19 protein-coding genes are annotated in these 26,482 nt (G+C 38.0%); 14 read left to right on the top strand and 5 right to left on the bottom strand.

The window, feature by feature from the left end:
* Positions 1-10: 10 nt before the first annotated feature.
* From ACVWXS_RS12840 to ACVWXS_RS12815, 6 genes are all read left to right on the top strand, one after another.
* Positions 11-844, top strand: a complete 834-nt coding sequence (locus tag ACVWXS_RS12840; protein ID WP_456958482.1) for a flagellar hook-basal body protein — start codon at positions 11-13, stop codon at positions 842-844.
* A gap of 24 nt (positions 845-868) precedes the next feature.
* Positions 869-1,708, top strand: a complete 840-nt coding sequence (locus ACVWXS_RS12835) for a flagellar hook-basal body protein (RefSeq protein ID WP_456958481.1) — start codon at positions 869-871, stop codon at positions 1,706-1,708.
* Between the two features lie 47 nt (positions 1,709-1,755).
* A complete protein-coding gene (locus ACVWXS_RS12830; RefSeq protein ID WP_456958480.1) occupies positions 1,756-2,040 on the top strand; it encodes a DNA-directed RNA polymerase subunit beta in 285 nt (94 codons plus the stop codon).
* A gap of 140 nt (positions 2,041-2,180) precedes the next feature.
* On the top strand, positions 2,181-2,624 hold the full coding sequence (gene fabZ / locus ACVWXS_RS12825) for a 3-hydroxyacyl-ACP dehydratase FabZ (RefSeq protein WP_368636188.1): 444 nt from the start codon (positions 2,181-2,183) through the stop codon (positions 2,622-2,624).
* 164 nt (positions 2,625-2,788) lie between these two features.
* Positions 2,789-3,172, top strand: coding sequence for a hypothetical protein (locus tag ACVWXS_RS12820; protein WP_456958479.1), 384 nt, complete (start codon positions 2,789-2,791; stop codon positions 3,170-3,172).
* Positions 3,173-3,281: 109 nt separating this feature from the next.
* Complete coding sequence (locus ACVWXS_RS12815; RefSeq protein ID WP_456958478.1) at positions 3,282-3,677, top strand: hypothetical protein; 396 nt, start codon at positions 3,282-3,284, stop codon at positions 3,675-3,677.
* Positions 3,678-4,009: 332 nt separating this feature from the next.
* Here the strand turns inward: ACVWXS_RS12815 and ACVWXS_RS12810 are convergent, their stop codons facing one another.
* Both ACVWXS_RS12810 and ACVWXS_RS12805 read right to left on the bottom strand, forming a co-directional pair.
* Positions 4,010-4,990 (bottom strand): nuclease-related domain-containing protein, encoded by a 981-nt coding sequence (locus ACVWXS_RS12810; RefSeq protein WP_456958477.1) that lies wholly within the window; start codon positions 4,988-4,990, stop codon positions 4,010-4,012.
* Between the two features lie 100 nt (positions 4,991-5,090).
* Complete coding sequence (locus ACVWXS_RS12805) at positions 5,091-5,516, bottom strand: YwpF family protein (RefSeq protein ID WP_368636194.1); 426 nt, start codon at positions 5,514-5,516, stop codon at positions 5,091-5,093.
* 304 nt (positions 5,517-5,820) lie between these two features.
* Here ACVWXS_RS12805 and ACVWXS_RS12800 point away from each other — a divergent pair, with 304 nt between their 5' ends.
* Positions 5,821-6,240: a single-stranded DNA-binding protein gene (locus tag ACVWXS_RS12800; protein WP_374963871.1), complete on the top strand. Its 420-nt coding sequence runs from the start codon at positions 5,821-5,823 to the stop codon at positions 6,238-6,240.
* 238 nt (positions 6,241-6,478) lie between these two features.
* On the opposite strand, the gene ACVWXS_RS12795 is transcribed toward ACVWXS_RS12800, so the two are convergent.
* Together ACVWXS_RS12795 and ACVWXS_RS12790 are read right to left on the bottom strand one after the other, a co-directional pair.
* Positions 6,479-9,241, bottom strand: a complete 2,763-nt coding sequence (locus tag ACVWXS_RS12795; protein WP_456958476.1) for a DEAD/DEAH box helicase — start codon at positions 9,239-9,241, stop codon at positions 6,479-6,481.
* Positions 9,238-10,812, bottom strand: a complete 1,575-nt coding sequence (locus ACVWXS_RS12790; protein WP_456958475.1) for a hypothetical protein — start codon at positions 10,810-10,812, stop codon at positions 9,238-9,240. The genes ACVWXS_RS12795 and ACVWXS_RS12790 overlap by 4 nt, the downstream gene beginning before the upstream one ends.
* A gap of 185 nt (positions 10,813-10,997) precedes the next feature.
* Here ACVWXS_RS12790 and ACVWXS_RS12785 point away from each other — a divergent pair, with 185 nt between their 5' ends.
* A complete protein-coding gene (locus ACVWXS_RS12785) occupies positions 10,998-11,471 on the top strand; it encodes a transcriptional regulator (protein WP_456958474.1) in 474 nt (157 codons plus the stop codon).
* 215 nt (positions 11,472-11,686) lie between these two features.
* Entirely contained in the window at positions 11,687-12,535 is an 849-nt protein-coding gene (locus ACVWXS_RS12780) for a flagellin N-terminal helical domain-containing protein (protein ID WP_456958473.1), read from the top strand.
* Positions 12,536-12,558: 23 nt separating this feature from the next.
* Here the strand turns inward: ACVWXS_RS12780 and ACVWXS_RS12775 are convergent, their stop codons facing one another.
* The gene (locus tag ACVWXS_RS12775) at positions 12,559-12,927 is read right to left on the bottom strand and encodes a hypothetical protein (RefSeq protein WP_456958472.1); all 369 of its coding nucleotides are present in this window, start codon (positions 12,925-12,927) and stop codon (positions 12,559-12,561) included.
* A gap of 104 nt (positions 12,928-13,031) precedes the next feature.
* Between ACVWXS_RS12775 and ACVWXS_RS12770 the strand changes: the two genes are divergently transcribed.
* From ACVWXS_RS12770 to ACVWXS_RS12750, 5 genes are all read left to right on the top strand, one after another.
* Positions 13,032-13,958 (top strand): nuclease-related domain-containing protein, encoded by a 927-nt coding sequence (locus tag ACVWXS_RS12770; RefSeq protein ID WP_456958471.1) that lies wholly within the window; start codon positions 13,032-13,034, stop codon positions 13,956-13,958.
* A 296-nt stretch (positions 13,959-14,254) separates the two neighbouring features.
* Positions 14,255-15,526 carry a nucleotide sugar dehydrogenase gene (locus ACVWXS_RS12765; protein WP_375200067.1) on the top strand — a complete coding sequence of 424 codons (1,272 nt, stop codon included), beginning with the start codon at positions 14,255-14,257 and terminating at the stop codon, positions 15,524-15,526.
* On the top strand, positions 15,523-16,239 hold the full coding sequence (locus ACVWXS_RS12760; RefSeq protein WP_456958470.1) for a WecB/TagA/CpsF family glycosyltransferase: 717 nt from the start codon (positions 15,523-15,525) through the stop codon (positions 16,237-16,239). Before ACVWXS_RS12765 ends, ACVWXS_RS12760 begins: the two co-directional genes overlap by 4 nt.
* Positions 16,240-16,691: 452 nt before the next feature.
* Positions 16,692-20,366, top strand: coding sequence for an S-layer homology domain-containing protein (locus ACVWXS_RS12755; protein ID WP_456958469.1), 3,675 nt, complete (start codon positions 16,692-16,694; stop codon positions 20,364-20,366).
* A 1,441-nt stretch (positions 20,367-21,807) separates the two neighbouring features.
* Positions 21,808-26,283 carry an endonuclease gene (locus ACVWXS_RS12750; protein ID WP_456958468.1) on the top strand — a complete coding sequence of 1,492 codons (4,476 nt, stop codon included), beginning with the start codon at positions 21,808-21,810 and terminating at the stop codon, positions 26,281-26,283.
* Positions 26,284-26,482 lie beyond the last annotated feature (199 nt).

Raw genomic sequence — 26,482 nt, 5'->3', positions numbered from 1 at the left:
GGTGATTCCTTTGTTTAAAGGATTTTATACAGTTGCAACTGGAATGATTGCACAACAAAGAAGAACAGAGCTACTAACTAATAACTTATCAAATGCGAATACACCAGGGTTTAAGGCAGACCAATCAACAATTCGTTCATTTCCCGATATGCTCATGTCAAGCGTAGGAAAAACGAATGCACCTGCCAATCAACAAGCAGGCTCTCAATATATGAGTCAAGTTGGAGCATTAAATACAGGGATTTATATGCAAGAAACATTGCCCAACTACATACAAGGCCAAATCTACAATACTGATTTCACGACAGATATGGCTTTGATTGATGGAAACTTACCACAAAATGATGATGGCGTCACGGGATCTATTTTCTTCCGTTTAGCACATCCAGATGGTGGCGAGGCATATACACGCAACGGGAATTTTACTTTAGATGGTCAAGGCTATTTAGTAAATCCACAAGGACTGTATGTGTTATCAGACAGAGGTCAACGCATCCAGCTACCGAATGATGATTTCCGCCTAGATGAGAACGGAGCAATTTATGTTAATGATCAGCAAGTAGCACGTGTTGGCGTATCATTTGCGGAGAATCCGAACACGCTACGTAAACAGGATAATGGCTTAATTCGAACAGCAAACGGTGAAGACTTACCGACAGCTTACGGAGCAAATGGCGTATCCTTTACATTGCGTCAAAATTATCTAGAAGGCTCAAACGTAGATTCTAGTCGCACAATGACAGATTTAATGACAGCATATCGCGCTTTCGAAGCTAACCAAAAAGTGTTACAGGCTTATGATCGTAGCATGGAAAAGGCTGTCAACGAAATCGGAAAAGTATAATAGGCGAACAGGAGGCGTTTGATCATGCTACGTACAATGATTACTGCAACAAATACAATGGGGCAATTACAACATAAATTAGATACAATTAGTAATAACATCGCCAATAGCAATACACTTGGCTACAAATCACAAGAAGCTACATTCAATGAACTGCTTTATCAGCAATTTAATAATGATAAACAAGATCGTGCTGACCGACAATCACCTCTTGGCATCCGTTATGGTGCAGGTGCAATGCTTGGACAAATCCAATCAAATCACAAGCAAGGCTCCCTACAAACAACAGATCGCGATCTTGATTTTGCTTTCACAAAACCGAAGCAATATTTCAATATTTTGATGCCAGATGGTGAAAATGGCACAAAAACAGTGTATACTCGTCAAGGTGACTTTTATTTGTCACCATTAGATAATGGAACAGTAATGGTTGTAAATGCAGATGGATATCCATTGGCAGATTCAACAGGACAAGCTATTACATTACCAAGTAATGTGAAAAGTATCGCTGTACGCAATGGCGGCGTTTTAGAGGCAACTGAGCCGAATGGGGATATTATTCGTACTGATTTAGCAGTGACAGAATTTCAAAAGCCACAGCTAATGGAGCATATTTCTGGCTCTTATGTTGCATTACCGAATAACCTCGCTCAGCTTGGATATACACAAGCTGAAGTTGTCACTGAATTACAAGGAGCAAATCGTCAGCAAATTGGCATGCAAAACGGTGCGTTAGAAATGTCAAATGTAAATCTTTCAAAAGAAATGACGGATTTAATCCAAACGCAGCGTTCTTATCAATTCAATGCAAGAGCGGTAACTTTAGCAGACCAAATGCTTGGGCTCATTAATGGTATTCGATAGTAAATCCGTTAATACTGTTTAGTAAGGAATGAAGAGGAGTACAATTTATGACAAACGATTCACGTCGACGTTCTGTGCCGGCACAAGAAACCGATACGCCACCAGAAGAGAAGGAACACAGCTCAAATGGAGAGCAACGAGGGGTTCGATGGGTGCAAATACGGCTGATTCCGATTTGGCTACGCGTTGTACTTGTTCTCGTCTTAATCGTTGTTGCCGCAATTGTAGGTGCAATAGTTGGCTACAGTGTTATTGGTTCAGGTAATGCCATGGATGTTTTCAAAACTGAAACATGGCAGCATATATTTGATATTATGAATGGTAAAGAATAATATTATTCTTTACCATACTTTATGTTTACATATTTATTGAACTTCATTCAGTAGGCAGCTTCTGAATAGAAGAACTTATGCTAAGAACTTCACATCCTGTGAAAACGCCAAGGCGAAATTGATATTTAGGGGGAAAAGAAATGTTAACAGCAGAGCAAATTCAAGCAATTTTACCACATCGTTATCCATTTTTATTTGTTGATCGTATTGTTGAATTAGAAGAAGGGAAGCGTGCAGTCGGTTTAAAAAACGTCTCTATGAACGAGGACTTTTTTAATGGGCATTTCCCAGGCTACCCTGTAATGCCAGGCGTTTTAATTGTAGAAGCGCTAGCACAAGTTGGTGGAGTAGCATTATTAAATGCAGATCAATTCAAAGGTCGTCTAGCTTTCTTGACAGGTATTGATAATTGTCGTTTCAAGCGTCAAGTAGTACCAGGAGACCAACTTCGATTAGAAGTAGAGTTCGTGAAACTACGTGGAGCAATGGGCAAAGGTCACGGTGTGGCAACAGTCGATGGAGAGCTAGTATGTGAAGCTGATATTCTATTTGCTATTGGACCTGAGCAGCCAAAACAGGCGTAATTTGCAATTATAGGTTAAAAGATATAAAATAATTATGTCGAATAATGACCTTACTGTTAATTAATAGATTAATTAAGTTCTTAAAATGCGATAGCATATATGCAATTGTAAATTTTAAATACATGTAATTTTAGGTTTTTTTAAAACGTAGGAGGATTATATAGATGTATAAGGAATTGTCTTCAGGTGTTAAAATTAGCATTACGCGTTCGATTTCAACATCTTTTGAATCATACTTAACAAGTATTGATTGGAAAGAAGAGCGTTTTTCTATGGAAGACTTCATTGCTAGCTGGCAAACTTATTTTCAAGAAAATGCCGCATGGATCGAAAAAATCCCAGCAGATGTTTTGATGAGTACTGAATTCCATGAAGAAATGGCGAAGAAAATCGATGAAGTAATTGCAAAAATTTTAAATGAAGAACCAACGGCTAAGCAAATCGAAACAATTGAGGCCTTGCAGAAAGAGCTAGGTACAGATTATAGCTACAACTGTAAAGCTGAAGCAGCGTACATTGAACAATTGTTAAAAGAAAAACAAAAATAGTTTTTACGAAAATCGGATAGTTCCCTCCTTTCCCGGGTAATCTATGTAGGATCACAAATGCACCTATTGTATTTGCTGACATAGCACCCAAGAAAGGAGGTTTTTTTTAATGTGGAAAATGTCTTTTTTAGCCATTATTCTTGCTACTGTATTCCTTGGAGGATGTAACTGGGGAAATGAAGCGGTTGAAGATAGACCAGCGGAGAATGTAAAGAACGACGTTCAACGAGGTGTTGATAAAGTCGAAGACGTTGTAGATCCAGATAGAAAACATGACGTTTACGATCGTGACGTGAATGGTACTGTTATGCCTGAAGCTACAACACCAGGAACAACAGCACCAAGAACAACAGCACCAGGAACAAACACTGACTTAAATGGTACAAATGGTTACAACAACGTACCTAATGCTAACGGCGTAGATAGAAATGGTAATGTCATTAAAGAAAAAGTCGTTGAAGAAAAAGTAGACGTTCGAGAGAATAACAACATGAATACGCGATAAACTAAAAAAGAGTGCTTCCAACAATGGAACACTCTTTTTTGCATTAGCTAGTGAAAATCTCGCATATGAAGGATGAATACTTAAACGTTGAAAGCGGAGATCTGCGCGGGACGGAGAGAAATACCCGCGCGCAGGTGAATATCCGCGGAATGGAGTGAAATACCCGCGAACGAAGTATGAATATCCGCGGAAGGAAGAGAAATACCCGTGAACAAAGGGTAAATATCCGCGGAAGGAAGAGAAATACCCGCGAACGAAGTGTAAATATCCGTAAACAAGGGAAGCGGCTTCGCGCAAAGCTGAATCACCGCGCACCCTAGCAAACCAACATCTCATGAAGAGTGAAAAAACGGCTTCATATATTCTATTAAATTCTCAGGTAAATGGTAAACGCGATCCTTATTAGAACCAGTAAAGGGAAATTGAAATTTTCTAAGTAAGCAATTGGCAACATCACTGGAAGGAATATTGAAAAATTCACGTAACTGTTTATTTGTAATGGTTGGTCTAACTAAGTATCGGTAATCTTGCAAGGCTTCAGCAAAAATTGCTTTGCTAGTATAGTGACACCGTGAACAGGTCCAAATACCTCGAGCAAAATGCATTTGTGGTTTGTACTGACATTTCGGACAAAGTACGCCTTGACGAAAACGTGAAGGATCGATAGGAGCCGGAATTTTCGAAGGCAGCTGTCTACTAAGAAGTTGTTGAGCAAATTGAGTTAGCTGTTTATCACTTAAAAAAGCTTGCGGGTATTTTTTAAATAGGGAGTGAAGATGTTTTTGAAGTCCTGATACGTGAAAAATTGGAATTGTATTTGGGTGACTTGCAATAATAGCAGAGGGATTAGCAATGATAACTGCGCCCTCAGTGGGGAGAGAATAGTTTTGGGAAATAACTTTAAGAAATTGCATATGTCGTTGGGTCTGAGTAAGGGCATTAGGAAATCCTTCAACGGTTCCGTCTGGCTTCGTTCGTATACATTGATGAGTAATATCGTCAAAATCAAGACGTCCATTAATATTTTTTATTTCAACAACTAGCATAAAATTAGTGCAAATGAAAAGTGTATCGAGTTGATGTGAATGCTGTGCGGAATTTATCAGCATTAAATTATGCAATACGAAAAAAGTATAGGGAGATACTAATTCAAGCCACTCACGGTCAACTTTCTTTTCACCTGCAAAGCCTGCATCGACTCTGCGAAACTGTTCATGATAATAGCTAAAGTCTGGATCTTCTTCTAACAACCGTCTCTTTAATGCCTCTAGCCACATTAATTTCATTGGTTTCTCTCTAATCGCAATCGTCAAGTGTGGTTACCTCCTATAATTTTTAAATCATATTTTACAGTAAAACCCCTCCTTGTCCAATAAAAAAAACGATGCAGAAATTTGCATCGTTAAATCAAGCTCAATCATTTTTTAGTTTTGGTCGTTCTTTCATATCGTGTGAGAAGCGTTCCAAAAGCTTATCTAAAGAAACTCCTTCAGCTAATAGCTCGGCTAGTAATTGCTCTGCATATTTTGAACGTTTTATTTTTAACGTCCCTTTTAAAAGTACAGAGATGTGTTCGCCAATTTCTTGAACGTTATGTACGATAACTTGGAAAGGAGCAGGCTCATTATCTGGAGATGAAATAACTGCACGTACATTAAAGACAGTAGCATTCGCTAAAAGTTCATCAAAAGTTGAACGATATTGTCGGTCCATAAACAGTTCAAGAATCCAAGATTGATGGCTGTTTTCCTGGTTAATAATAATACCATCGACTAAAGGAAACGGTTGTATGCCATCTTTTGTGACAAGGTCAAAGGAAAGCATTTTAAATGTTTTCATTATGTAATATCCTCCTAAGTCGGTCATCCTTTTTAGTATAACATATTCAAATCACCCTTGTTTACGATTGGCAGTCTGTTCGCACATTGTACAAAAACAGCGAAATTGCATATTTCAACAATTAGCATTTACTATTACAGCCAAAAGCATTCGAATCGAAAAATGATTAAATTCTTGAAAAATAAAAACCTCAATATAACCAATTTATGATTAAAAACTGAAGGAAATGATAAATATCGACTTTTGCCAATGCTAGAATCTTTCTTGTAAGATGAGAGCAATCAAAAGCAAAGGAGGTGAATCGATGAACCAAGTCGGACTGGTCGGAAGGTTAACAAAAGATCCTGTGTTGCGACACTTATCAGGAAATCGCGTGCAAACAAATTTTACGCTAGCCATTAATCGCAATTACAAAAACAGTCGCGGGGAAGTAGATGCTGACTTTATTCTTTGTTCAGTTTGGGGAAGGCTGGCAGAGCATATCGTCAAATATTGCGGAAAAGGCTCATTGATTGGGACAAATGGCCGTATTCAATCAAGATCATTTGTAAATGAAGCAAGCACAAAGGTTTTTATAACAGAAGTAGTCGTAGAAGATGTCCGATTTTATCATCTTAAGCCAAGGGATAGTGATGAGGCTATTGTGCCACCAAAGCCACCTGACGGGCAGGAAGGCTTAAAGGATTTTGTGCTACCTGAAGAAGTACAATTACCAGTAGTATAGCAAGTGACAAGTTATCTGATCAGCCATTCTCCTGTATTACTTACACCGAGAAAGGAATGATGTATACCATTCATTAACGTAGATCATTGCTGAAGACCGCACAGCAATGACCATTTTCGACACAACTAAATATTAATATGAAGTAAGTAGGGAAGAAGTAACAACATTAATCCACCGAAATTCGCGAAATTAAAAAGAGCGCCAAGAGCATTTTTGCTCTTGGCGCATAAAAAAATCTTTAATAATCAAGCATCATTAAATCACGAAGTTCATGATTTTCTAATTCAGTTAACCACTGGCTTGATTGAATGAGTTCTTCGGATAATGCAGATTTTTGGGCCAGCATTTTATCGATTTTTTCTTCGATTGTACCGATTGTAACAAACTTATGCACTTGCACAAATTGTGTTTGCCCAATCCGATATGCACGGTCTGTCGCTTGGTTTTCAACGGCAGGGTTCCACCAGCGATCTGCGTGTAATACATGATTTGCAGCCGTTAAATTTAGCCCTGTTCCACCTGCTTTTAAGGAGAGGATAAATATCGGGAAATCGCCTGCCTGAAAAGCCTCTACTAAGCGGTCACGCTGCTGCTTAGGCATTGCACCTGTTAAGAACGGTGCATCAACATTATATAGTTCACTAAAACAATGCTGTAGTAATTGCCCCATCCCAATATATTGTGTGAAAATGAGGCACTGCTCGCCATTGTCCACGATTTCAGCAGCCATTTGCACGATACGTTCTAATTTTGTAGAACGAGTTAGCATTGTATCGGCATCCTCGAAAGGTTCCTTTAAATACAAGGCAGGATGATTACATAATTGCTTTAATTTACTAAGCATCTTTAAGACGCGTCCCTTTTTTTGAAAGCCTGTTAATTGCTCCAGCTGATCGAGCGTCTCTAATATATAACCTTCATATAGAGAGGCTTGCTCAGTTGTTAATGGGCAAAACTCATGAGACTCTTGTTTATCAGGTAAGTTAAGCTGTAAGTTTGGATCACGCTTTGTGCGACGAAGTAAAAATGGTTGGATTTTTGCACGTAGCTTCTGCTTATGTGACTCCGACTCATCTCGTTCTACTGGTAAAATAAATTCTTCGTTAAAGCGACCGAAGCTACCTAAATAGCCCTTATGGATAAAGTCAAAAATAGCCCATAGCTCCGATAATCGGTTTTCAACCGGTGTACCTGTCAAGGCAATATGATGCGTACCTTGTAATTTACGAATAGCCCTTGACTGTAGTGTTTGCATATTTTTAATATTTTGAGCTTCATCTAGAACAACTGCTGCCCAATCCACTTCCTGCAAAAATTCAGCATCCTGTGAGACCGTGCCGTAGGTAGATAAAATTACATGTGGTTTTTCGCTTGCTACTAGCTGTTTAAAATCATCCTCTTTTGCACGATTTGCCTGATAATGCGTATGCACAATTAAGGAAGGAGCAAAGCGAGCTATTTCCTTTTGCCAGTTACCTAGTACTGACGTAGGACAAATGATGATGGATGGCTTAGTATCCGCAGTCGTTTCATAAAGATGAAGTAAATATGAAATAAGCTGAACCGTTTTACCAAGACCCATATCATCAGCTAGACAGGCACCAAAGCCTTGTTCTCGCATGAAGACAAGCCATTCAAAGCCCTCATGCTGATAAGGACGTAATTCTGCCTGCAAAGATGTAGGAACTGGTACTGTAGGAAGTCCTTTTTTCTCAGAAAGCTGCTCCATATAGGATTTAAGCGATTTTTGCAATTCAAATGCAAAAATCGGGTCATCTCGCATTGCATCATCGGCATCTTCTTCTTCAAGAGGTAAAGATAAATCCTCTGGTAACTCACGAAATAGCAATTCACGAACGGTCCAGCTTTCATCTTCTGCTTGCTGCATCAATGCGCGCATTTCGTGCATCCAGTTCGCATCCACACGAAACCACTCTGTCCCAATACGAATGAATTCACGTTTCTCATCCACAAGCTTTTTAAATTGCTCAGGTGAAATGGACTGTCCATTCATAGAAAACTGCCATTTGAACGTTAAAATATCATCTAGTCCAGCAACCTTCTTAGTCGCTACATTGCCAGTACTTACACGAACACGAAGTTTAGATTGTTTTAAATCCTTTAGCCAAGCCGGTAGTACAACGTCAAAGCCGAGTGCCTGTAATCTAGCTAAATCCTCACGTAAAAATGTTCGTACTTCTAAATCCTCAAGCATGATACGGATGAAAATATCGCTACGTATATCTTCAATAGAAAGAAGATCTACAATTTGTGCTTGTTGTTGTTCAATAGCATCAGCAAACATTTGCCATTTCGCTGGTAGAGCATCAACAATTGGTAATGACTGCTTTCGCATAGCAGGCGTCCAGTAGTTTTTGGTTGTAGCCGTACTCAGTACCGTTTCTAGAAGCCACACATCTGAATCTTCCTCAGGTTCACTTAAGCGTAGGGAGACAGTCACTGTACCTGCCTGTCGTTCCTGCTCTAATGGCCAGCCACCACGTAAGAAAAATGGCAATAGCTTTGGTAAATCAGACAGTACAAGACCCGCTTGGGCAAGCTTTTGCTGCACGGCCATTTCTAATAATGCCGTATCAATACCGTCTATAGGGAATGCTAGTGACGAAAAATCATCAGCAATTGCAGCGTACGACCAGAGCGAGGGCTCCTGCCAATACGTTTGTAGAGCCGACGCTTTTTCTAGCCACACCTGACTTTCTGCGTCTACACCGATCCATTCAATAAAAGGATGTAGATACCGCGGTGAAAAAATATCTAGAAGTTCAGAGGTTGAGACTTCAACAGTAAGATCCGTACGATTGCTTAATAGACCATAGACATTCGCTTCATAGTTAAAAAATAATGAAGAAATAAGTGAGTCTGCATCCACTGTTGCACCGCCAGCAGTAAAGCCCTGTAACGTAAAATATCCTTCCTGAACTGATTCAATACGAAGCTGTAGTTTTTTTGAAAACGGGGAAGGAGCATTAATAGTCATCATACTAAGTTTCCTTTCTCAATTTCTTCCTGTAATGCACGCAGGCGTTTAAACTCTGCACGAATTGTTTGCATATATGTTTCAAAATAAGCGGTTTTGCCAGCACGTTTTGCTGCACTGCGCATACTTTTCCAAATTCGTACAGCCTGCTTATAGTTCATACGTGATTTTTGCGTAATTTCAGACATGGCATATAGATGATATAAGGGCAATACTGTTGCAGGAGCAACTTGTAGCACATCCTTTAATCCACACATTTCTAAATAAGAAAGGGAGGAGAGGTTTAACTGGTGAAGGGCAACCCAATCACGATAACGTCCCTTTTTAATAAGAAAGAACGAAAATGGTTGAAGCCCGTAAACACCAAATGCACTATATAATGTAGTTTCCTCTTCCTCCGTAAGTGGTATATCTTCGTACAAAAGTTGAAATTGTTGTACGTATTGAGCTCGCTTTACAACTGGCACCGTTTGCTGTAAAAAGACTTCGGCAAATGGTAGCATCGCACGTAAAATGATGGACTGTGCATGTGACTCGCCAGCACGCTTTGCAAAAATAGCAAGCTCAAATAGGTCCTGCATTCGCTGTACATCAATCTGTGCAATGCTTTCCTGTAATAATTCCTCTTTTTGCAGCAGTACATAAAATAGCAGTTTTAATGACTGTAAGGAAATCTCTGATGAAGGATTTTCCAGATTATTTATAAGTGCTAATTCCTGTTCTCGTCGCGGCTTCTCATAAAAAAGTACAGCCCAAAGCAGCATATAAATTTGTAGTCGATTAGCAAACAATCCTTGTCGTTCCAATAAAAACTCTCTGACTAGTTCCTGAAGTGAATCATAAAATGGGTCAGTGGCAAAAAGTCGTGATCGACCAGTTAACTCCGTCAGTATACTCTCGAATGATTGAACACTTTGATCAATAAAATATTTCATATAAGGAGAATCCACTGAATGCCCTTTTGTTTCATTTACATGACGCCATATTGTATTAAAGATGGATAGCTCCATGAAGAGCTTATAAAGTGGCTGCCACTCACGCTCAAAGGGCATATGTCGTTGAAGTCTCTCCAATGCATCCGTTCGTATAGCAGAAAGACCATAGCCTTCTAAAATACGCCCGGGCGGCAATAAACGTTTCATTATTTCATTGACCATCAATTGCCAACTTTCTGGACTCCGCTCATCTGCTAATGATTTTAATTGCACTGATTTTTGTGCACGCCAAGCACTTGACCAATCTTGCACAGAATCAAAATACTGATAGAGGGCAAGTAATGCGCCAACCTGATGTCTACACCATTTCAGCTGAGGACAGTTACAGCTCAGCTCCTCTTTAGCAAAATCAATTTCTACAGAAGCGGGTCTGACATCCTGTACGCTTGCATATAATATAGAACTTGCTCCATTAAAACGTTCAAAGACAACTGATTTATTCCGCACCGAAAAAACAGCACGACGCACTAGCTCCTCGTCTTCAGTAGAGGAAGGATGTAATGCCTGTTCAGCTTCCTTTAATTTCGTAAAGACAAATTCTTGATGTTCCTTAGCTAATTGGGCAATAGACAATGCCATAACCTCACTCCTTTCAGTGGACATTTAAGTATGAAGGAAAAAAGACTGTCCTTCCATTATACGACTAAAATACGGACATGATAAGCTGAATGATTTGAAAGTGAAAAATCAAGGAGAAGATAGTTAACAAGATTATTGATTTATGTTAAAATCTGAATAATCAGACAAATCGGGAGGGATGAGGAATGATGCAAGTTCAGTATATGAAGCCGTTTTACACAAAAATCACTGGAGATAAATTACGTCTAGTGTTTGCTTATCAATATTTCTCTATTTTAAAAGAGAATGAGATTTTCCATTTCATTCCGATTGAAGGTAAAGAGATGATTATCAACTTGAATACACAGCAAATTGAAAATTTATCTGAGGTATTTGTTTTCCAAAAGGGGAATCGTTTTATCCGACTACCGCTATATCAATTATTATTAATTACAAATGTTCATGAGCATCTAGCGCCGATTCTTGAAAATGCTACACCAAAGCCACAGCTACCACTCGTTTCTTCAGTGACTGTTGGCGAAGTAGATCAGCTCGTTACAGAATTGGAGCAAAAAAACTATGATTATTTAATCGACCAGGCATTATTAGATAACGATAAAGCACTCTTTTATGAACTGCTACAACAAAAGAACCATCAACTCGGAGGCTTCGAAATTTGAATACACGGTATTGCAATTAAGCACCTACTTTTCACATGTGAGAAGCGGGTGCTTTTATAAATTGCTGACAATTCATCTAGGTCTAAAGTCGAAATCTTGAAAATGAATTAGATACGATTAATATATAGAACCTACTAAATTAGAATGTATTACCAAAATTAACTAAAATGAGTTGAGCATATACCGATATAAATAAAAATAAAGGTGGTGAAATGATGCTTGGAAAATGGTCAGCAACGGGTTTATCTATCTTAAATAATATGAATAGACATTACGGTGCAATGAGCAAGTCAATGCTTCGGATTTCTTCAGGTTACCGAATCAATAGTGCAGCAGATGATCCAGCAGGGCTCGCGATTTCCGAAAAAATGCGTGCACAAATTCGCGGGCTGAATATGGCAGCGAAAAATATCCAGGACGGTATTTCACTTGTTCAAACAGCTGAAGGTGCACTTAATGAAACACATGCAATGATTCAACGCATGCGCGAGTTAGCAGTAGAAGCTGCCAACGATACATTAACAGACAGTGATCGGAAAAAACTCGATTTAGAATTTCAAGAATTAAAAAAGGAAATTCAGCGCATCTCGAAGGACACTGAATTTAATACCAAGACATTACTGAATGGGGATCACACTACAAACGGAATTAAAATTCAGGCGGGCGCCAACTCAGGTCAAAGCATCGAGCTATTCATTAATGATATGGGGTCTGGAGCACTTGGCTTGGATGATACGACATCCATTGCAACTCGGGAGGGTGCCGATAAAGCGATATCTACTATGGACGAGGCTTTAAAGCGTGTATCAAACGAGCGTTCAAGACTAGGTGCCTATCAAAATCGTCTAGAGTATGCGTATAATGCAAACGTAAACACGGCGGAAAACTTACAAGCTGCCGAGTCTCGTATTCGTGATGCAGATATCGCAAAAGAAATGATGAACATGGTAAAGGCACAAATCCTAATGCAGGCAAGTCAATACGTACTAGCAATGCACCTACAGCAAGCACAATCAATTCTAAAACTACTCGAAAGCGGAACAACAAGGAATCCCCGATACTAAAGGTGATTCCTTTTTAGTTTGGGTTAACCGATGATAGCAAAGTGGATATCGCTGATAAAAAGAGAACATCGCTGATAAAGGTGAAGCAATCGCTGATAAAAAGAGAACATCGCTGATAAAAGTGAAAGAATCGCTGATAAAAAGAGAACATCGCTGATAAAAGTAAAGCAATCGCTGATAAAGAAGAGAACACCGCTGATAAAAGTGAAGCAATCGCTGATAAAAAGAGAACACCGCTGATAAAAGTGAAGCAATCGCTGATAAAAAGAAAACACCGCTGATAAAAGTAAACCAATCGCTGATAAAAAGAGAACACCGCTGATAAAAGTGAAACAACCACTGATAAAAAAGTAAAAACCGCTGATTAACATACCAAAACCGCTAACAGCCATGCTATAATCGCTGAAAGGGTACGTAATTATCTGATAAATCTAACAATATATAAAATAGAAAAGGAGAGAATTAATTGATCATAAAACCCTTCGCACCATCTCCGTTGACAGTAGGACTTCAAGCACTTGTGACTCGGTTACAGCCCACGCATCCCCAATATCAAAATCTTCAGCAGGAACAAAAAATTAAAGAAGCTGGCGATTTTGGAGAGCAATATGTTATGAAGGAACTGCGGCAAACAGCATTGCTAAATGATTGCCACATTTTCCACAATGTCATTCTTCCCTCTGTTCTTCCCATGCAAATTGATATTCTCATCATTGTCCCCAACGCGATCATACTATTAGAAGTTAAAAATATTCGAGGAACTGTACATTTAAAAAATGACCCACGTCAGCTTATTCGTACCTCAGAATCTGGAGAGGTTCATGTCTTTACACATCCCGAAATCCAACTTGAACAGTATATTCAAGGAATGAAACATTTCTTAGATACACAAAATATTTCTATACCTATATACGGAGCTGTTGTGTTCCCCTTCAATAATGTCAATATTCATCGAGAGGACAGCGGATTGCCGATTCTAATGGCAAAAGAGCTACCGCTATTTCTGCATAAACATATAGAGAAAAGCAAAGAGACATCAACAATGAACGAAATCAAACACATTATTTTGTCACATTTAAGGGACAGAACGCCATTTCCACTATGCTCATACTACCAAATTGAGGGCTCTGCTTTGCGACGGGGTGTTCATTGTGAAAATTGTGGTCAGTTTGGGATGAAGAAATTGAAAACCGTTTGGCATTGCCAGAGCTGTCAACATCGATGTCCTGATGCTCATATTCAGGCTCTAAAGGATTATTATATGCTTGTTGGCGAAACGATCACGAATCATGAATGTTGCGATTTTTTGACTATTGAGAGTGGGCATGTAGCCAAACGGATATTACAAAAATTACAATTACCACGTAGCGGATCTAACAAGAACAGTAGGTACGAATTGTCTGGTTTATACGTGAATCGCTGATAAAACCTTGAACATCGCTGATAAAACGAACACAATCGCTGATAAAACCCAGAACATCGCTGATAAAACCAACACAATCGCTGATAAAACCCAAAAAACGCTGATAAACGCGCCGCATTCGCCGCAAACCAACAAAATTTTTTCAAATCGGACACAGAAAACAACTTCAAAATAACAAATTGGTTCACACTTTCCCTTGAAAGTTGTATACTATAATGCAGAACAAAAATGCACTAAGCATTTACAGAATATATAATTTAACTACTCGTTTTTGAAAACGGAAGGAAGAATAGAGAATGACGAAATCAATTTGTGTCGTTGGACTTGGCTACATCGGATTACCAACGGCTGTAATGTTTGCCAACCATGGCGTGAAAGTACATGGGGTGGACGTAAACCCAGCAGCAGTAAAAAGTATTCAAGAGAAAAAACTTCATATTGAAGAAAACGGATTACAGGAGCGCTTAAACAAAGCAGTAGATGAAGGTTTCCTAACGGCGTCAACGACACCAGTGGAAGCGGACGTGTTCATCGTGGCTGTACCATCACCAATCAATCCTGATAATACAGCGAATTTAGAATATGTACGTCAAGCTACAGCTTCGATCGTGCCATTCTTGAAAAAAGGTAACCTTGTCATTCTTGAATCGACAGTACCACCGAAAACAGTGGAGCACATTATGCTACCTGAACTGATCAAGGCAAATCTTGAATTTGGTGTAGATTTATTCGTATCACACTCACCAGAGCGTGTTATTCCTGGTCGTATTTTTGAAGAGTTAGTGAACAACGACCGCATCGTTGGTGGTATTGATGATACATCTGCACAAATGACAAAAGAGCTTTATCAAACATTTGTGAATGGTACAATTCACCTTACGGATGCAACAACAGCTGAGTTAGTAAAAGTAATGGAAAACACTTATCGTGATGTCAATATTGCGTTTGCGAATGAGCTTGCGAAATTAGCAGAGAAGCTGGATGTGAACATTTGGGAAGCGATTAAATTTGCGAACTATCACCCACGTGTAAATGTTCACTTCCCAGGTCCAGGTGTAGGTGGCCACTGTATCGCAGTTGACCCTTGGTTCCTAGTTGAGCTAGGTGGCGAGACGGCACAAATTATTCACCTATCTCGTAATACGAATGATAGTATGCCAAGCTTTACAGCACAAAAAACACAAGCCATCTTAAATCAAAACAAAATTGCTGGTGGCAAAGTAGCTGTTCTTGGACTAGCCTTCAAAGGAAACGTGGATGATATGCGCGAAAGTCCATCAACAATCGTTATTGACGAGTTACAAAACCTTGGATTAGACGTGATTTCATACGATCCACACATTAAAGAAAACAAACATGCTACACAAACACAAAGCTTAGAAGAAGCAACAAAAGATGCTGATATCATTTTAGTGTTAACAGATCACAATGAATTCAAAGCATTAAACGCTGCAGACATTACAGCAAAATCAAAAATTGTCTTCGATACGAAAAATTGCTTAAAACGCGATAATTGGGAAGAAGCAGGCTTCCAGTTCCACCTACTAGGAGATGCGAAAAACCGATGAAAGAAACAGTACTTGGCATCAATGTCAATACGGAAGGCTACGATGAATTAATGGAGATGGCATTTGAGCGCATTGAAAAAAAACAAAAAGCGCTCGTTGTTGCCATCAATCCAGAAAAGATTATCAAGGCGAAAGAAGACCCTGCTCTAAAGAAGCTTCTGAACGAAGCGGAAATTCAAATTCCAGACGGCATTGGCGTGATTCTTGCTTCAAAAATTCAAAAAGGGCAAATTCGTGAACGTGTTACAGGCGTCGATATGATGATGAAGCTTTGCGAGGAAGCGGCCAAACGTGGCAAGCCCATTTTCCTTTACGGAGGGAAACCAGGTGTAGCAGATGCAGCAAAAGCAAAGCTAGAATCATTATTTCCTTCTATTAAAATAGTCGGCATACAGGACGGCTATGAAAAGGATGAACAGAAGGTACTTGACCGCATTAACGAAGCACAGCCCGATTTACTTTTTGTAGCGATGGGCAGTCCAAAGCAAGAAAACTGGATCAATGCCAATCGCGAGCAATTACATCCAACTATTTATCAAGGCGTAGGTGGGTCATTTGATGTGCTTGCAGGTACAGTGAAACGTGCACCTGAAATTTTCCAAAAATTTGGCCTGGAATGGTTTTATCGATTAATGAAAGAACCAAAGCGTATCAAGCGCCAAATCGCCCTTCCATTATTTTTACTGGAAGTAGCAAGACAAAAACGCCAATAATTTTTAAAAATTGGTATTGTCGTTTTAAATTGAAAGTGTTAGACTGTATGTGTATAGGAATTTCCTCTATGAAATAAATAGAATTCCCTGCAAGGAAACAACGGTTGGTAGCCCAAGCGAAAAAAGCTCAAGCATTTATATGCTTGAGCTTTTTTCGTTGTTTAAATTTCTATGAATTTATATGATTTTAAGAAATTTGAACATTTATTGATAGAATATCAGAATTTTGTTAGAAATTTGTGTAATATCACTTGAAAAATCAGCTTAAATAGATAACAATGGTAAAAGAGAGTTGCAAGACCTTATTTTTCCGGAAATGAATTAGAAAGTTTCCCAAAATATGATTGACAACTTTTAGGGATACAACTATACTTTTATGTGTAGTTGTTTATTTACTGCATTTCTATGTAGTAGAAACATAATTTTTTTAACTTAGAGGAGGAAATTTTTCTATGGCTAACCAACCAAAGAAATACAAAAAATTCGTAGCAACAGCTGCTACAGCTACATTAGTAGCATCTGCTATCGTACCAGTGGCTTCTGCTGCAGGATTCACAGACGTAGCAAACAACACTCACAAAGATGCGATCAACGCTCTTGCTGATGCAGGTATCATCAATGGATACTCTGACGGCACATTCAGACCAGACACAACTATTAACCGTGGTCAAGTAGTTAAATTATTAGGCCGTTGGTTAGAAACTGAAGGCTTTGAAGCTCCAGCTGACTGGGATACAAAACAACGCTTCAACGATCTTCCATTAACAGCTGAAAAAGAATTAGTAAAATATGCTGCACTTGCTAAAGATGCAGGCGTATTCGCTGGTTCAAACGGCAACTTAAACCACACACAAACTATGCAACGTCAACAAATGGCAGTTGTTTTAGTACGTGCTATCAACGAAATCTATGAACTAGATTTAGTAAAAGAATACAAAGCAGCTAAATTCACGAGCGAAATCTCTGACTTAGACAAAGCTTTCTCTGCTGAACAACGTGAAGCAATCACTGCTTTAGAATATGCTGAGTTAACAAATGCAGCTACCCTACCAGGTAAAGCATTCAACCCAGCTAACTCTATCACTCGTGGTCAATTCGCTTCATTCTTATACCGTACAATCAACCTTGAAGTACCAAATAATGCAAAAGCTTCTGTAAAAGCTATCAACAACACAACTGTTGAAGTAACTTTTGACAAAGAAGTTGATGACGTACAAGCTCTTAAATTCGAAATCAAAGATTTAGAAGTTAAGAACGCAGCTGTAAAACAAACTAACAAAAAAGTTGTTGTTTTAACTACTGCACCTCAAACAGCTGACAAAGAGTACACTGTTTCTTCTAATGGCGAAGAAATCGGTAAATTCAAAGGTGTTAACGCTGTAATCCCAACAAAAGTTGATTTAGTTGAAAAATCAACTCAAGGTAAACTTGGTCAACAAGTTACTCTTAAAGCACAAGTAACTGTAGCTGAAGGTCAAAATAAAGCTGGTATCCCAGTAACATTCTTCATTCCAGGTTCTGCTAACGGAGTAAAAGCTCCTGTAACAGTGGAAGCTTTAACTAACGAAGAAGGTATCGCTACTTACACTTACACTCGTTATGCTGCAACTGAAGATACTGTAACAGCTTATGCTACAGGTGATCGTTCTAAATTCTCAACTGGCTATGTATTCTGGGCTGTTGATCAAACATTAACTATTACTGAAGTAACTACAGGCGATACAATTAACAATGGCGCTAACAAAACTTACAAAGTAACTTACAAGCACCCAGAAACTGGTAAACCGGTATCAGGCGTAACTTTAAATGTTGCTGCAAAAGAAAACATTGATGTAACTGCTGATAAATTACAAAACGTAACTATCAACGGTAAAAACGTAGCTCAATTAAGCAACGGTCAAATCGTTGAAGCTGCACAAATTACAACTGATTCAAAAGGTGAAGCTACATTCACAGTTTCAGGTTCAAATGCTGAAGCAACTCCAGTAGTTTATGTAGCTGAAAAATCAAGCACAAACTCAAATCAATTTGAGAAAAAATATACTGCTGATAAATTACAAGCATCTGCTAAGAAAGTAACATTCTCTGCTCAACAAGCTGCTTATGCTCTTGAAGTAACTCGTGATGGTGGCGAAGTTGCAGCTACAGGTTTCAAAAACGGACGCAAATACAATGTAGTTGTTAAAGATAAAGACGGTAAATTAGCTGCAAATGAAACAGTTAACGTTGCATTAAACGAAGATGTTGATGGCGTTATTGCTACAAATACTAATGCAAAATTCGTTAAACTTGAAGATGGTAAACAAGTTGCTTATGATGGCAAACAAATCAGTGTTAAAACTAACTCAAAAGGTGAAGCAAGCTTCATCATTGGTAATGACGATATAAATTCTTATGCAACTCCAGTTGTATGGATTGATATTAATACTCCAAATGCAAAAGAAGCTAAATTAGATAAAGGTGAACCAAATGCTGTTGCACCAATTTCTTACTTCCAAGCTGAGTATTTAGACGGAGCTAAATTAGTAGTTAAAGATGCAAATGGTAAAGAGAAATCTGACTTTGATGCTAGTGCACCAGCTATTTTTGAGGCTGAACTTGTAAACCAAAGTGGTAAAGTAATGTCTACAAGCTACACTTTACATGATGTAAACTACACGATTTTCAATACAGGTGAAAACGATGTTAAAGTTGGAGATCAAGTAATTTCTCCAAACCGTAGCTACACAGTACAACCAACTAGTGGTAAACTTTCAGTTACTTCAGTAGATGGTAAATCTACAGCAGTAAAAGTAGTTGCAACTGGTATTGCTAAACAATCTAATAGCAAAGACTTTGCATTCACTGCTAAAGAAGCAACTGCAAAATTCACTGCAACAAAAGAAGTTCCAAACTCATATACTGGAACAGTTAAATACTACAACACACCAGATGAAGGTAAAGACAGTAACTCAATTTGGTTCGATGGTAAAGACCCAGTGAAATATGCTGACGTAACTGGTAAAAAATTCAAATACTTCGGAGCAAATGGTAATGAAGTATACGGTGAAGAAGCATTTGAAAAATTATTAGCTCAATATGAAGCTAAAAATGCAGCTATTACTGTATCTTACACTGTTGATGGTGATACAATTACATTTAAAGTAATCACTGTTCAAGAAGGTAGTGCTGATGCTATTAAAAAATATGTACCAGCTACTAACCCAGCTGAAAATAAAGCTCCAGTAGCAAAAGATATTCCAGCAAAAACAGTAGCAGCAAATGGTACAGATTTAAAACTTACTGTGAGTGAATTAGCTACTGATGCAGATGGTGATAAATTAGAAATTCTAACTGCTACTTCAACTAATGCAGCTGTAGCGACTGCGACTGTAGCTACTGATAAAGCATCAATTACTGTTTCACCAAAAACAACTGGTAAAACTACAATTAGTGCAATTGTAACTGACGGTAAAGCAGTAACTACTGTGAACTTTGATGTAAATGTTACTTCTAAAGAGTTCTTCTCTATTATTGGTAACCCTGCTGTTGACTATTCAGAAACTCCTGCATCTGCAGCATCATTAGTATTAACACCTGGTACTAACTTAGCTGGTAACATCGGTCTAACTTTAACAAAAGGTACAGATGTAGCAACAACAACTGTTGCTCTTCCAGCAAATGCTACTGCGGCTCAAATTGCTAAAGCAATTACTGACCAAGTTGCAACTGATGGTACTAAAATTAAAGCAGAAGTAGTATCAGATACTGTTAAAGTATCTTCTACTGAAACTGGTGCAGTAACAATTGCTAATCCAGGAACACTAGCTGGTGTTACAGCTGATAAAATTGTTGATGGTAAAGAGTTAACTAAAAATCCTGCTAAATTCTCATTCAAAGTTGCTAATGACATTGAAGTAGGTAAAACTGTTACTGTAAAAGTAGGAACTGAAACTTACACTTACACAACAGTTGCTGCAGATGCGACAGCTGATACTTTAGCTACAAATATCGTAGCTGCAATTAATGCAACTGCAACTGCAAAATATACAGCTTCAGTTACTGGTACTGATGTTGTAGTATTAACTCAAAAAGCTGGAAATGAAGCTCCAACTGCTGGTGCTAAATTAACAGTTACGAATAACTAATATAGTTTTATAAAGTAGTATTACTTTATTGCCCCCTGTAGAGATTATTTTCTACAGGGGGTTCATTTTTGGAGATAAATAAAATATAGATATAGGAACTAACTAATCTTTTATATAGTAGCAATGATAGAAAGATGTTAATTTCTATAAGTCAGTAAATCAAGCTATCGAACTTCTAAAATCAAAAGGTTTATAAGTTCGAGGTAACAGCTTCTAAAACTATTAAGATAATTCATTTCGTAAGAAATGAGATTTGAATCTAGTTGAAGAATTGCGGAAATCCCCTTATGTCCTTTGTGGCGTAAGGGGATTTTCTGTTTGAAATATCGTGTGGATAGAACTCAAAAATTCTTATCCAAAACAGCAATAATTTTAGAACAAATCCACCGACAGTTAACAATGTGTCATATAGTATATTTTCAATGGTATCTGCCAGTATTAAATTCGACAACACATATACATGGATAGACAACGAATCTATGTAGGAATAAAAGGTAATAAATATAAAGTTAAAGATATATTATTATTTTAATATAGTATGAAACAACCTCAATACCTTAGCAGGGTTATTGGGGTTGTTTCTATTTAGGAGGTGAATATTAATCATTTTCAGAGAGAGTGCTACGAGGAAATTCATGAAATTAAGTTAAATTGTTGGGGTAGACCTGATTGACAATTTAATTCTATGTACCGATAGTTTAGTTTTCATTTATTAAAAGAATAGGGCTACATGTAGTACAGGAGGAATAAGAAGATGGAGGAATTACAACGTTTTATAGAAGGCATTAATAAGCTAATTGGTAGTACAATATCAATTGATAAAGTAGGTTACGAGTCACTTTTTTTGAAAAAGAAGAAATCTATGAAAGGCTAATTTCTAGAGCAATACTAGCACCGTTACCAGAGCCTATTGTGACATCATCGGTAGATTATACAGATGCAGAAGGTAATTGCTATCTTAAATAGGCAAAGTAATGACGGATAGTACTCCGAAGTTCTTTTATAGCGAGATGTAAAGTTATTGAATTAATAGAAAATTAATCACATTTTTCGGTGATGAACCTACCAATTTCTAATATTAAAATTAATTTACACAATATAGATACTATTAAAATAAGTCATTAACAATAATATGTTAACATATACATATAGTGGGGAAATAGGTTTAAATTATTTCAACTATTGATGGCAAGCCGTATGCGATGAAAGTCGCCTGTATGGTGTAGGCCCAAAGAAAGGTGACAGCAGTTAAGGAGGTTAGTGCCAATAGTAGAAGAGAATGTAGATCTTTCAAAAACAAATGCTGAAAAAGTTAATATTGATGGAATCACAGTTAAAGGAAACACAATTCTATAATTTTTTTGCAAAGTCTTCTCTTAATTGAGGGAGGCTTTGCATTTTAAAAACTAACTTTCCTAAGTTTGAAAGGGGAATTGACTGGATGTCAAAGAAGAAGTGGAAAAAGCCGATAAATGCCTTTTTAGCAACAACTCTAGTTGCAAGTGTTGTCACACCTGTAGCACCGATTACAGTAAAAGCCGAAACACTCGCAAATGATTTAATCATTTCAGAGTATATTGAAGGTAGTTCCTTTAATAAAGCGATTGAAATCTATAATGGTACAGGTGCCGCGGTTGATTTAAGTAATTATACGTTAGAGCTTCATACGAACGGAGAAGTTAATGCGAAAAATAAAGTGAGTTTGACAGGTACTCTAGAAAATGGAGCTACGTATGTTTTATATCATAAAGATGCAGATCCAAACATTAAAGCACAAGGAAATCTAGAAAACTCAACTGTTATTAATTTCAATGGAAATGATCCAATCGTATTAAGGAAATCGGGTGAAATCATTGATTCCATTGGACAAGTTGGTCCTTCAGCAGATTTTGCTAAAGATGTAACTTTAGTAAGAAAGAATTCAGTCTTGTCGGGTGATCCAACTATTGATGACCCCTTTAACGCAGCTTTAGAATGGAACTCTTCTTCAAGTGATGATTTTTCTAATTTAGGGCAACACGTAATGGATACTAATTCAGGTGGACCCGTTGACCCTGAAGCACCGGCAATCCTCTCAATTGGAGATGCTAGAACTAAAGGTGTGGGCGAAACGGTAACGATCAAAGGGAAAGTAACAGCAGGCTTGAAAAATACATTCTCCGTCCAAGATGATACAGGTGGTATTGCAGTACGACCTACTAGTCTAGAATTGTCTATCGGGGATGAGGTTACTTTAACAGGTAAAATAGCTGACTATCGCGGATTACTACAATTAGATGGTGCTACAATCGTTGAAAAAGGTGGAAATTCTGGTGCGCCATCGCCAAAGGTAGTAACTGGTAATCAAGTAACGGAAGCAAACGAATCACAGCTAGTAACAGTGAAAAATGTTACGCTTACAGATGTTCAACAAGGGAATGGATGGGCGAACTTTACTGCAAATGATGGGACGAATTTCCTTGTGCGTGATGAAACAAATTCACTTGGATTAACTGCGGGTACGTCCTATGAATCTATCACTGGTATTGTCCAACAGTACGATCAAGACTATCAAGTTATTCCTCGCTCAAAAGCAGATATTGTTGTGGATAGCTCAGCATTAAAACCTGCTATTGCATCTCCTGGAAGTGGAACGTTTACAGGGAAAACAACAGTTACGTTGACAACACCGACTGCAGATGCAGAAATTTATTACACATTAGATGGCACTGAGCCAACTGATAAAAGTCATAAATATGAGATACCACTAGAAATCAGTGAAAATACTACATTAAAGGCAATTGTTAAAGATAAAAATGGTACGTTTAGTGAAGTAACTACGTTTGATTATATTATTGCAGATAAATTACAAATTCATGATATTCAAGGTGCCAATCATACTTCTTCATTCAATGGTAAAACTGTTGAGGGAATTGAAGGTGTCGTAACCTATTCATTCATGTTAAATAACAATTGGTATTATAACATTCAAACACCTGATGATTTAGCTGACAATAATCCGAATACATCTGAAGGGATTTTACTTTACAGTGGTAAAAACTCTTGGCCAGTTCAGGTAGGGGACTTAGTATCTGTTAAAGGTCAAGTAAATGAATTTGCCTATGATGGTTATAGTGATCGACAACAAACAGATTTAAAAACAACGCAAATCAATGTACGTAACGATCAAGGCGGAAAAGTAGAAGTAGTGAAAAATAGTGTTGCGCTACCAAAGCCAATTGAAATTGATAAATTAAAAATGTCCTTAAGCAGTATTGACAGTGATCAACTTCAAACATTTAACCCAACGATTGATGCTATAGATTTCTGGGAAAGCATTGAAGGGATGCGGGTAGAAGTAGAGGACGTAAAAGCGGTAGCACCACAAGAGCATGGAGATCTGGTGACAGTGCTTGACAGTGAATCAACAAATACAATTCACGGTGGCGTATTGTACGAGAAAGGAAATGCTAATCCAAACAGAATTCAATTCCGTTTAGAACCGAATGCAGCTGCACGTGATTTTGAAGTGGCTACAGGTGATCAATTTAAAGGACCCATTACGGGAGTCGTAGGCTATTCCTATCAAAACTTTAAAATCTATGTTCCTTTAGATGAAATGAAAGCCGCGCATCAAAAGGGTACTGCATCACCAGAGAAAACAAAAATTGTAAAAGCCGATGATAAGTTAACAGTTGCTTCTTATAATTTAGAAAACTTCTCGAATAACAAAAGTTCTACGACTGATGATAAGGCGAAAAAGTTAGCACGAGCAATTGGCATTGATATGGGAAGCCCAGACATCGTTGGTGTAACAGAGGTGCAAGATAATAACGGTGCTTCTCCTGGTGATTCAAACGCAAATGAAAGTTATCAAAGACTAATTGACGAGATCAAAGCTGCAAGTGGTGTTGAATATCAGTATGTTAATATTGATCCTATCAACAATCAAGACGGTGGAGCACCAGATGCGAATATTCGTGTTGGCTTCCTTTATAATCCAGAGCGAGTGAAGTTGAAGGAAGGTATTCCAGCAGGGGATGCTACAACAGCTGTAGATTATAAAGATGGGAAGTTAACACTGAACCCTGGCCGTATTGATCCAACAAACGAAGCGTTTAATAGTAGTCGTAAACCATTAGCGGCACAATTTGAATTCCAAGGTGAAGACGTAGTAGTGATCGCCAACCATTGGAATTCTAAAAATGGAGATACGCCATTATTTGGTGCTAAGCAACCACCACAATATGGAAGTGAAGTGCAACGTCAAAAAATTGCACACATTGTTTATGATTTTATTGAAGATATTAAATCAAACAATCCAGATGCAAATATTGTTTCATTAGGTGATTTTAATGATTTTCAATTTGCGGATGCTTTAAAAATACATGAAGGTCAATTAATGACGAACATGATTAATAAAGTGGAAGATTCTGATCGTTACACATACGTATACCAAGGGAATTCACAAGTATTAGATCATATTTTAGTTTCGAATAATCTAGCAGACAAAACAGTTGTCGATGTCCTTCATATTAATGCTGATTTTACGGACATGGCTGGTCGTGCAAGTGACCATGATCCTGTCATGGTTCAAATTGATATGAAGAAAGATTCAAGTGTTGAACCGATTCAGCCTGAAATCGTATATGACTTTAAGAACTACAAAAAAAACAAATTGACAATAAATAAACCTAGTGTGGCAGTGCATTTAGATGCTCAATCTGTTATTCCAAAAGGTGTGGTCCTTAAAGGTGCCTATGCGGAGCTACATGGAGAAGGCTTTAAGACGACTGATGTTATCCTTAGTCCAGTAAAAGCAGGGGCGATTATCGACTTAAAAGGCACTGCTGTGAAATCAATCACGATTGAAGGTTCAAATGTTAGTGAAATAAGAGGTGCTGAAAATATAGATATCAAATCGATAATCTATAAGAAGGGTGCAGCTCCTGAGCAAATTAAATTTACAAATTCGAAGGGGGAACCCATTGGAGATCCTTCTTTACCTTCTGAAAATAATGCACCTATCATTAAAAATCCTATAGCAAACAAATCTGTAGCTGTTGGAGAGACAATTAACATTGATTTAACAGATCATTTCTCAGACCCTGATGGTGATGAGCTTTCATTTACAGCTACAAAAGGAACTGTAAATGGCAAGACATTAACTCTTAATTTAGAAGAGGGTAGCCATATTGTTGGTGTTACAGCATCTGATGGTAAAAAAAGTGTTACAGCAAGTTTCAGTGTTACAGTTGTTGCGAATGATTATTATACAGCTGCCTATAACAAAGAGGGGCAGGCACTAAAAAATGCTCTTCACGATATCATTTCGGAACAAAAGGTACTTTCTTATGATGAGGTTTGGAATGCATTAAAGTATACGGATGAAGATCCTAATAATACAAACAATGTCCTTTTATTTTACTCTGGAAAATCTAGTCCCAAAACAAACAGTGGTGGCAATGTAGGGAACTGGAACCGAGAGCATACATGGGCAAAATCACATGGCGATTTTGGAACAAGCAATGGACCAGGAACGGATATCCATCACTTACGTGCAACCGATGTACAAGTTAATAGCTCAAGAGGAAATTTAGATTTCGACAATGGCGGCAGTCCAGTAGCAGGCTGCAATGGTTGCCTGAAAGATTCAGATTCATTCGAACCACCTAATCGCGTAAAAGGTGACGTAGCACGTATACTATTATATATGGCAACTCGATACGAGACTGGAGATAAGGTAGACCTTGAACTAAATGACAAAGTCAACAATGGAACAGCTCCTTACCACGGTAAACTTTCTGTTCTTTTACAATGGCACGAGCAAGATCCTGTAGATGCCTACGAAAAACAAAGAAATGAGAGAATTTACGAAATCCAAGGTAATCGCAACCCATTTATAGACCATCCAGAATGGGTAGAAAAGATATGGTAAATTAAACTCAAAACGACAAACGCCCACTTCAGTTGCTAACCTGAAGCGGGCGTTTGTCGTTTACTGTGCTCGTTTCACTGCAGCCTTATGCTGGATTGAGCGGGCTGCTAGTCGTCGTTTAAAACTTCCCCATTCATTTCACCTTTCTTCTATATAAGTAATTTCCTCATTATAGTGTAAAAATTAGATTGCTAGTATT

The organism is Lysinibacillus sp. TE18511 (genome assembly GCF_054062295.1).
This window is presented reverse-complemented; position numbering and strand designations above follow the sequence as displayed.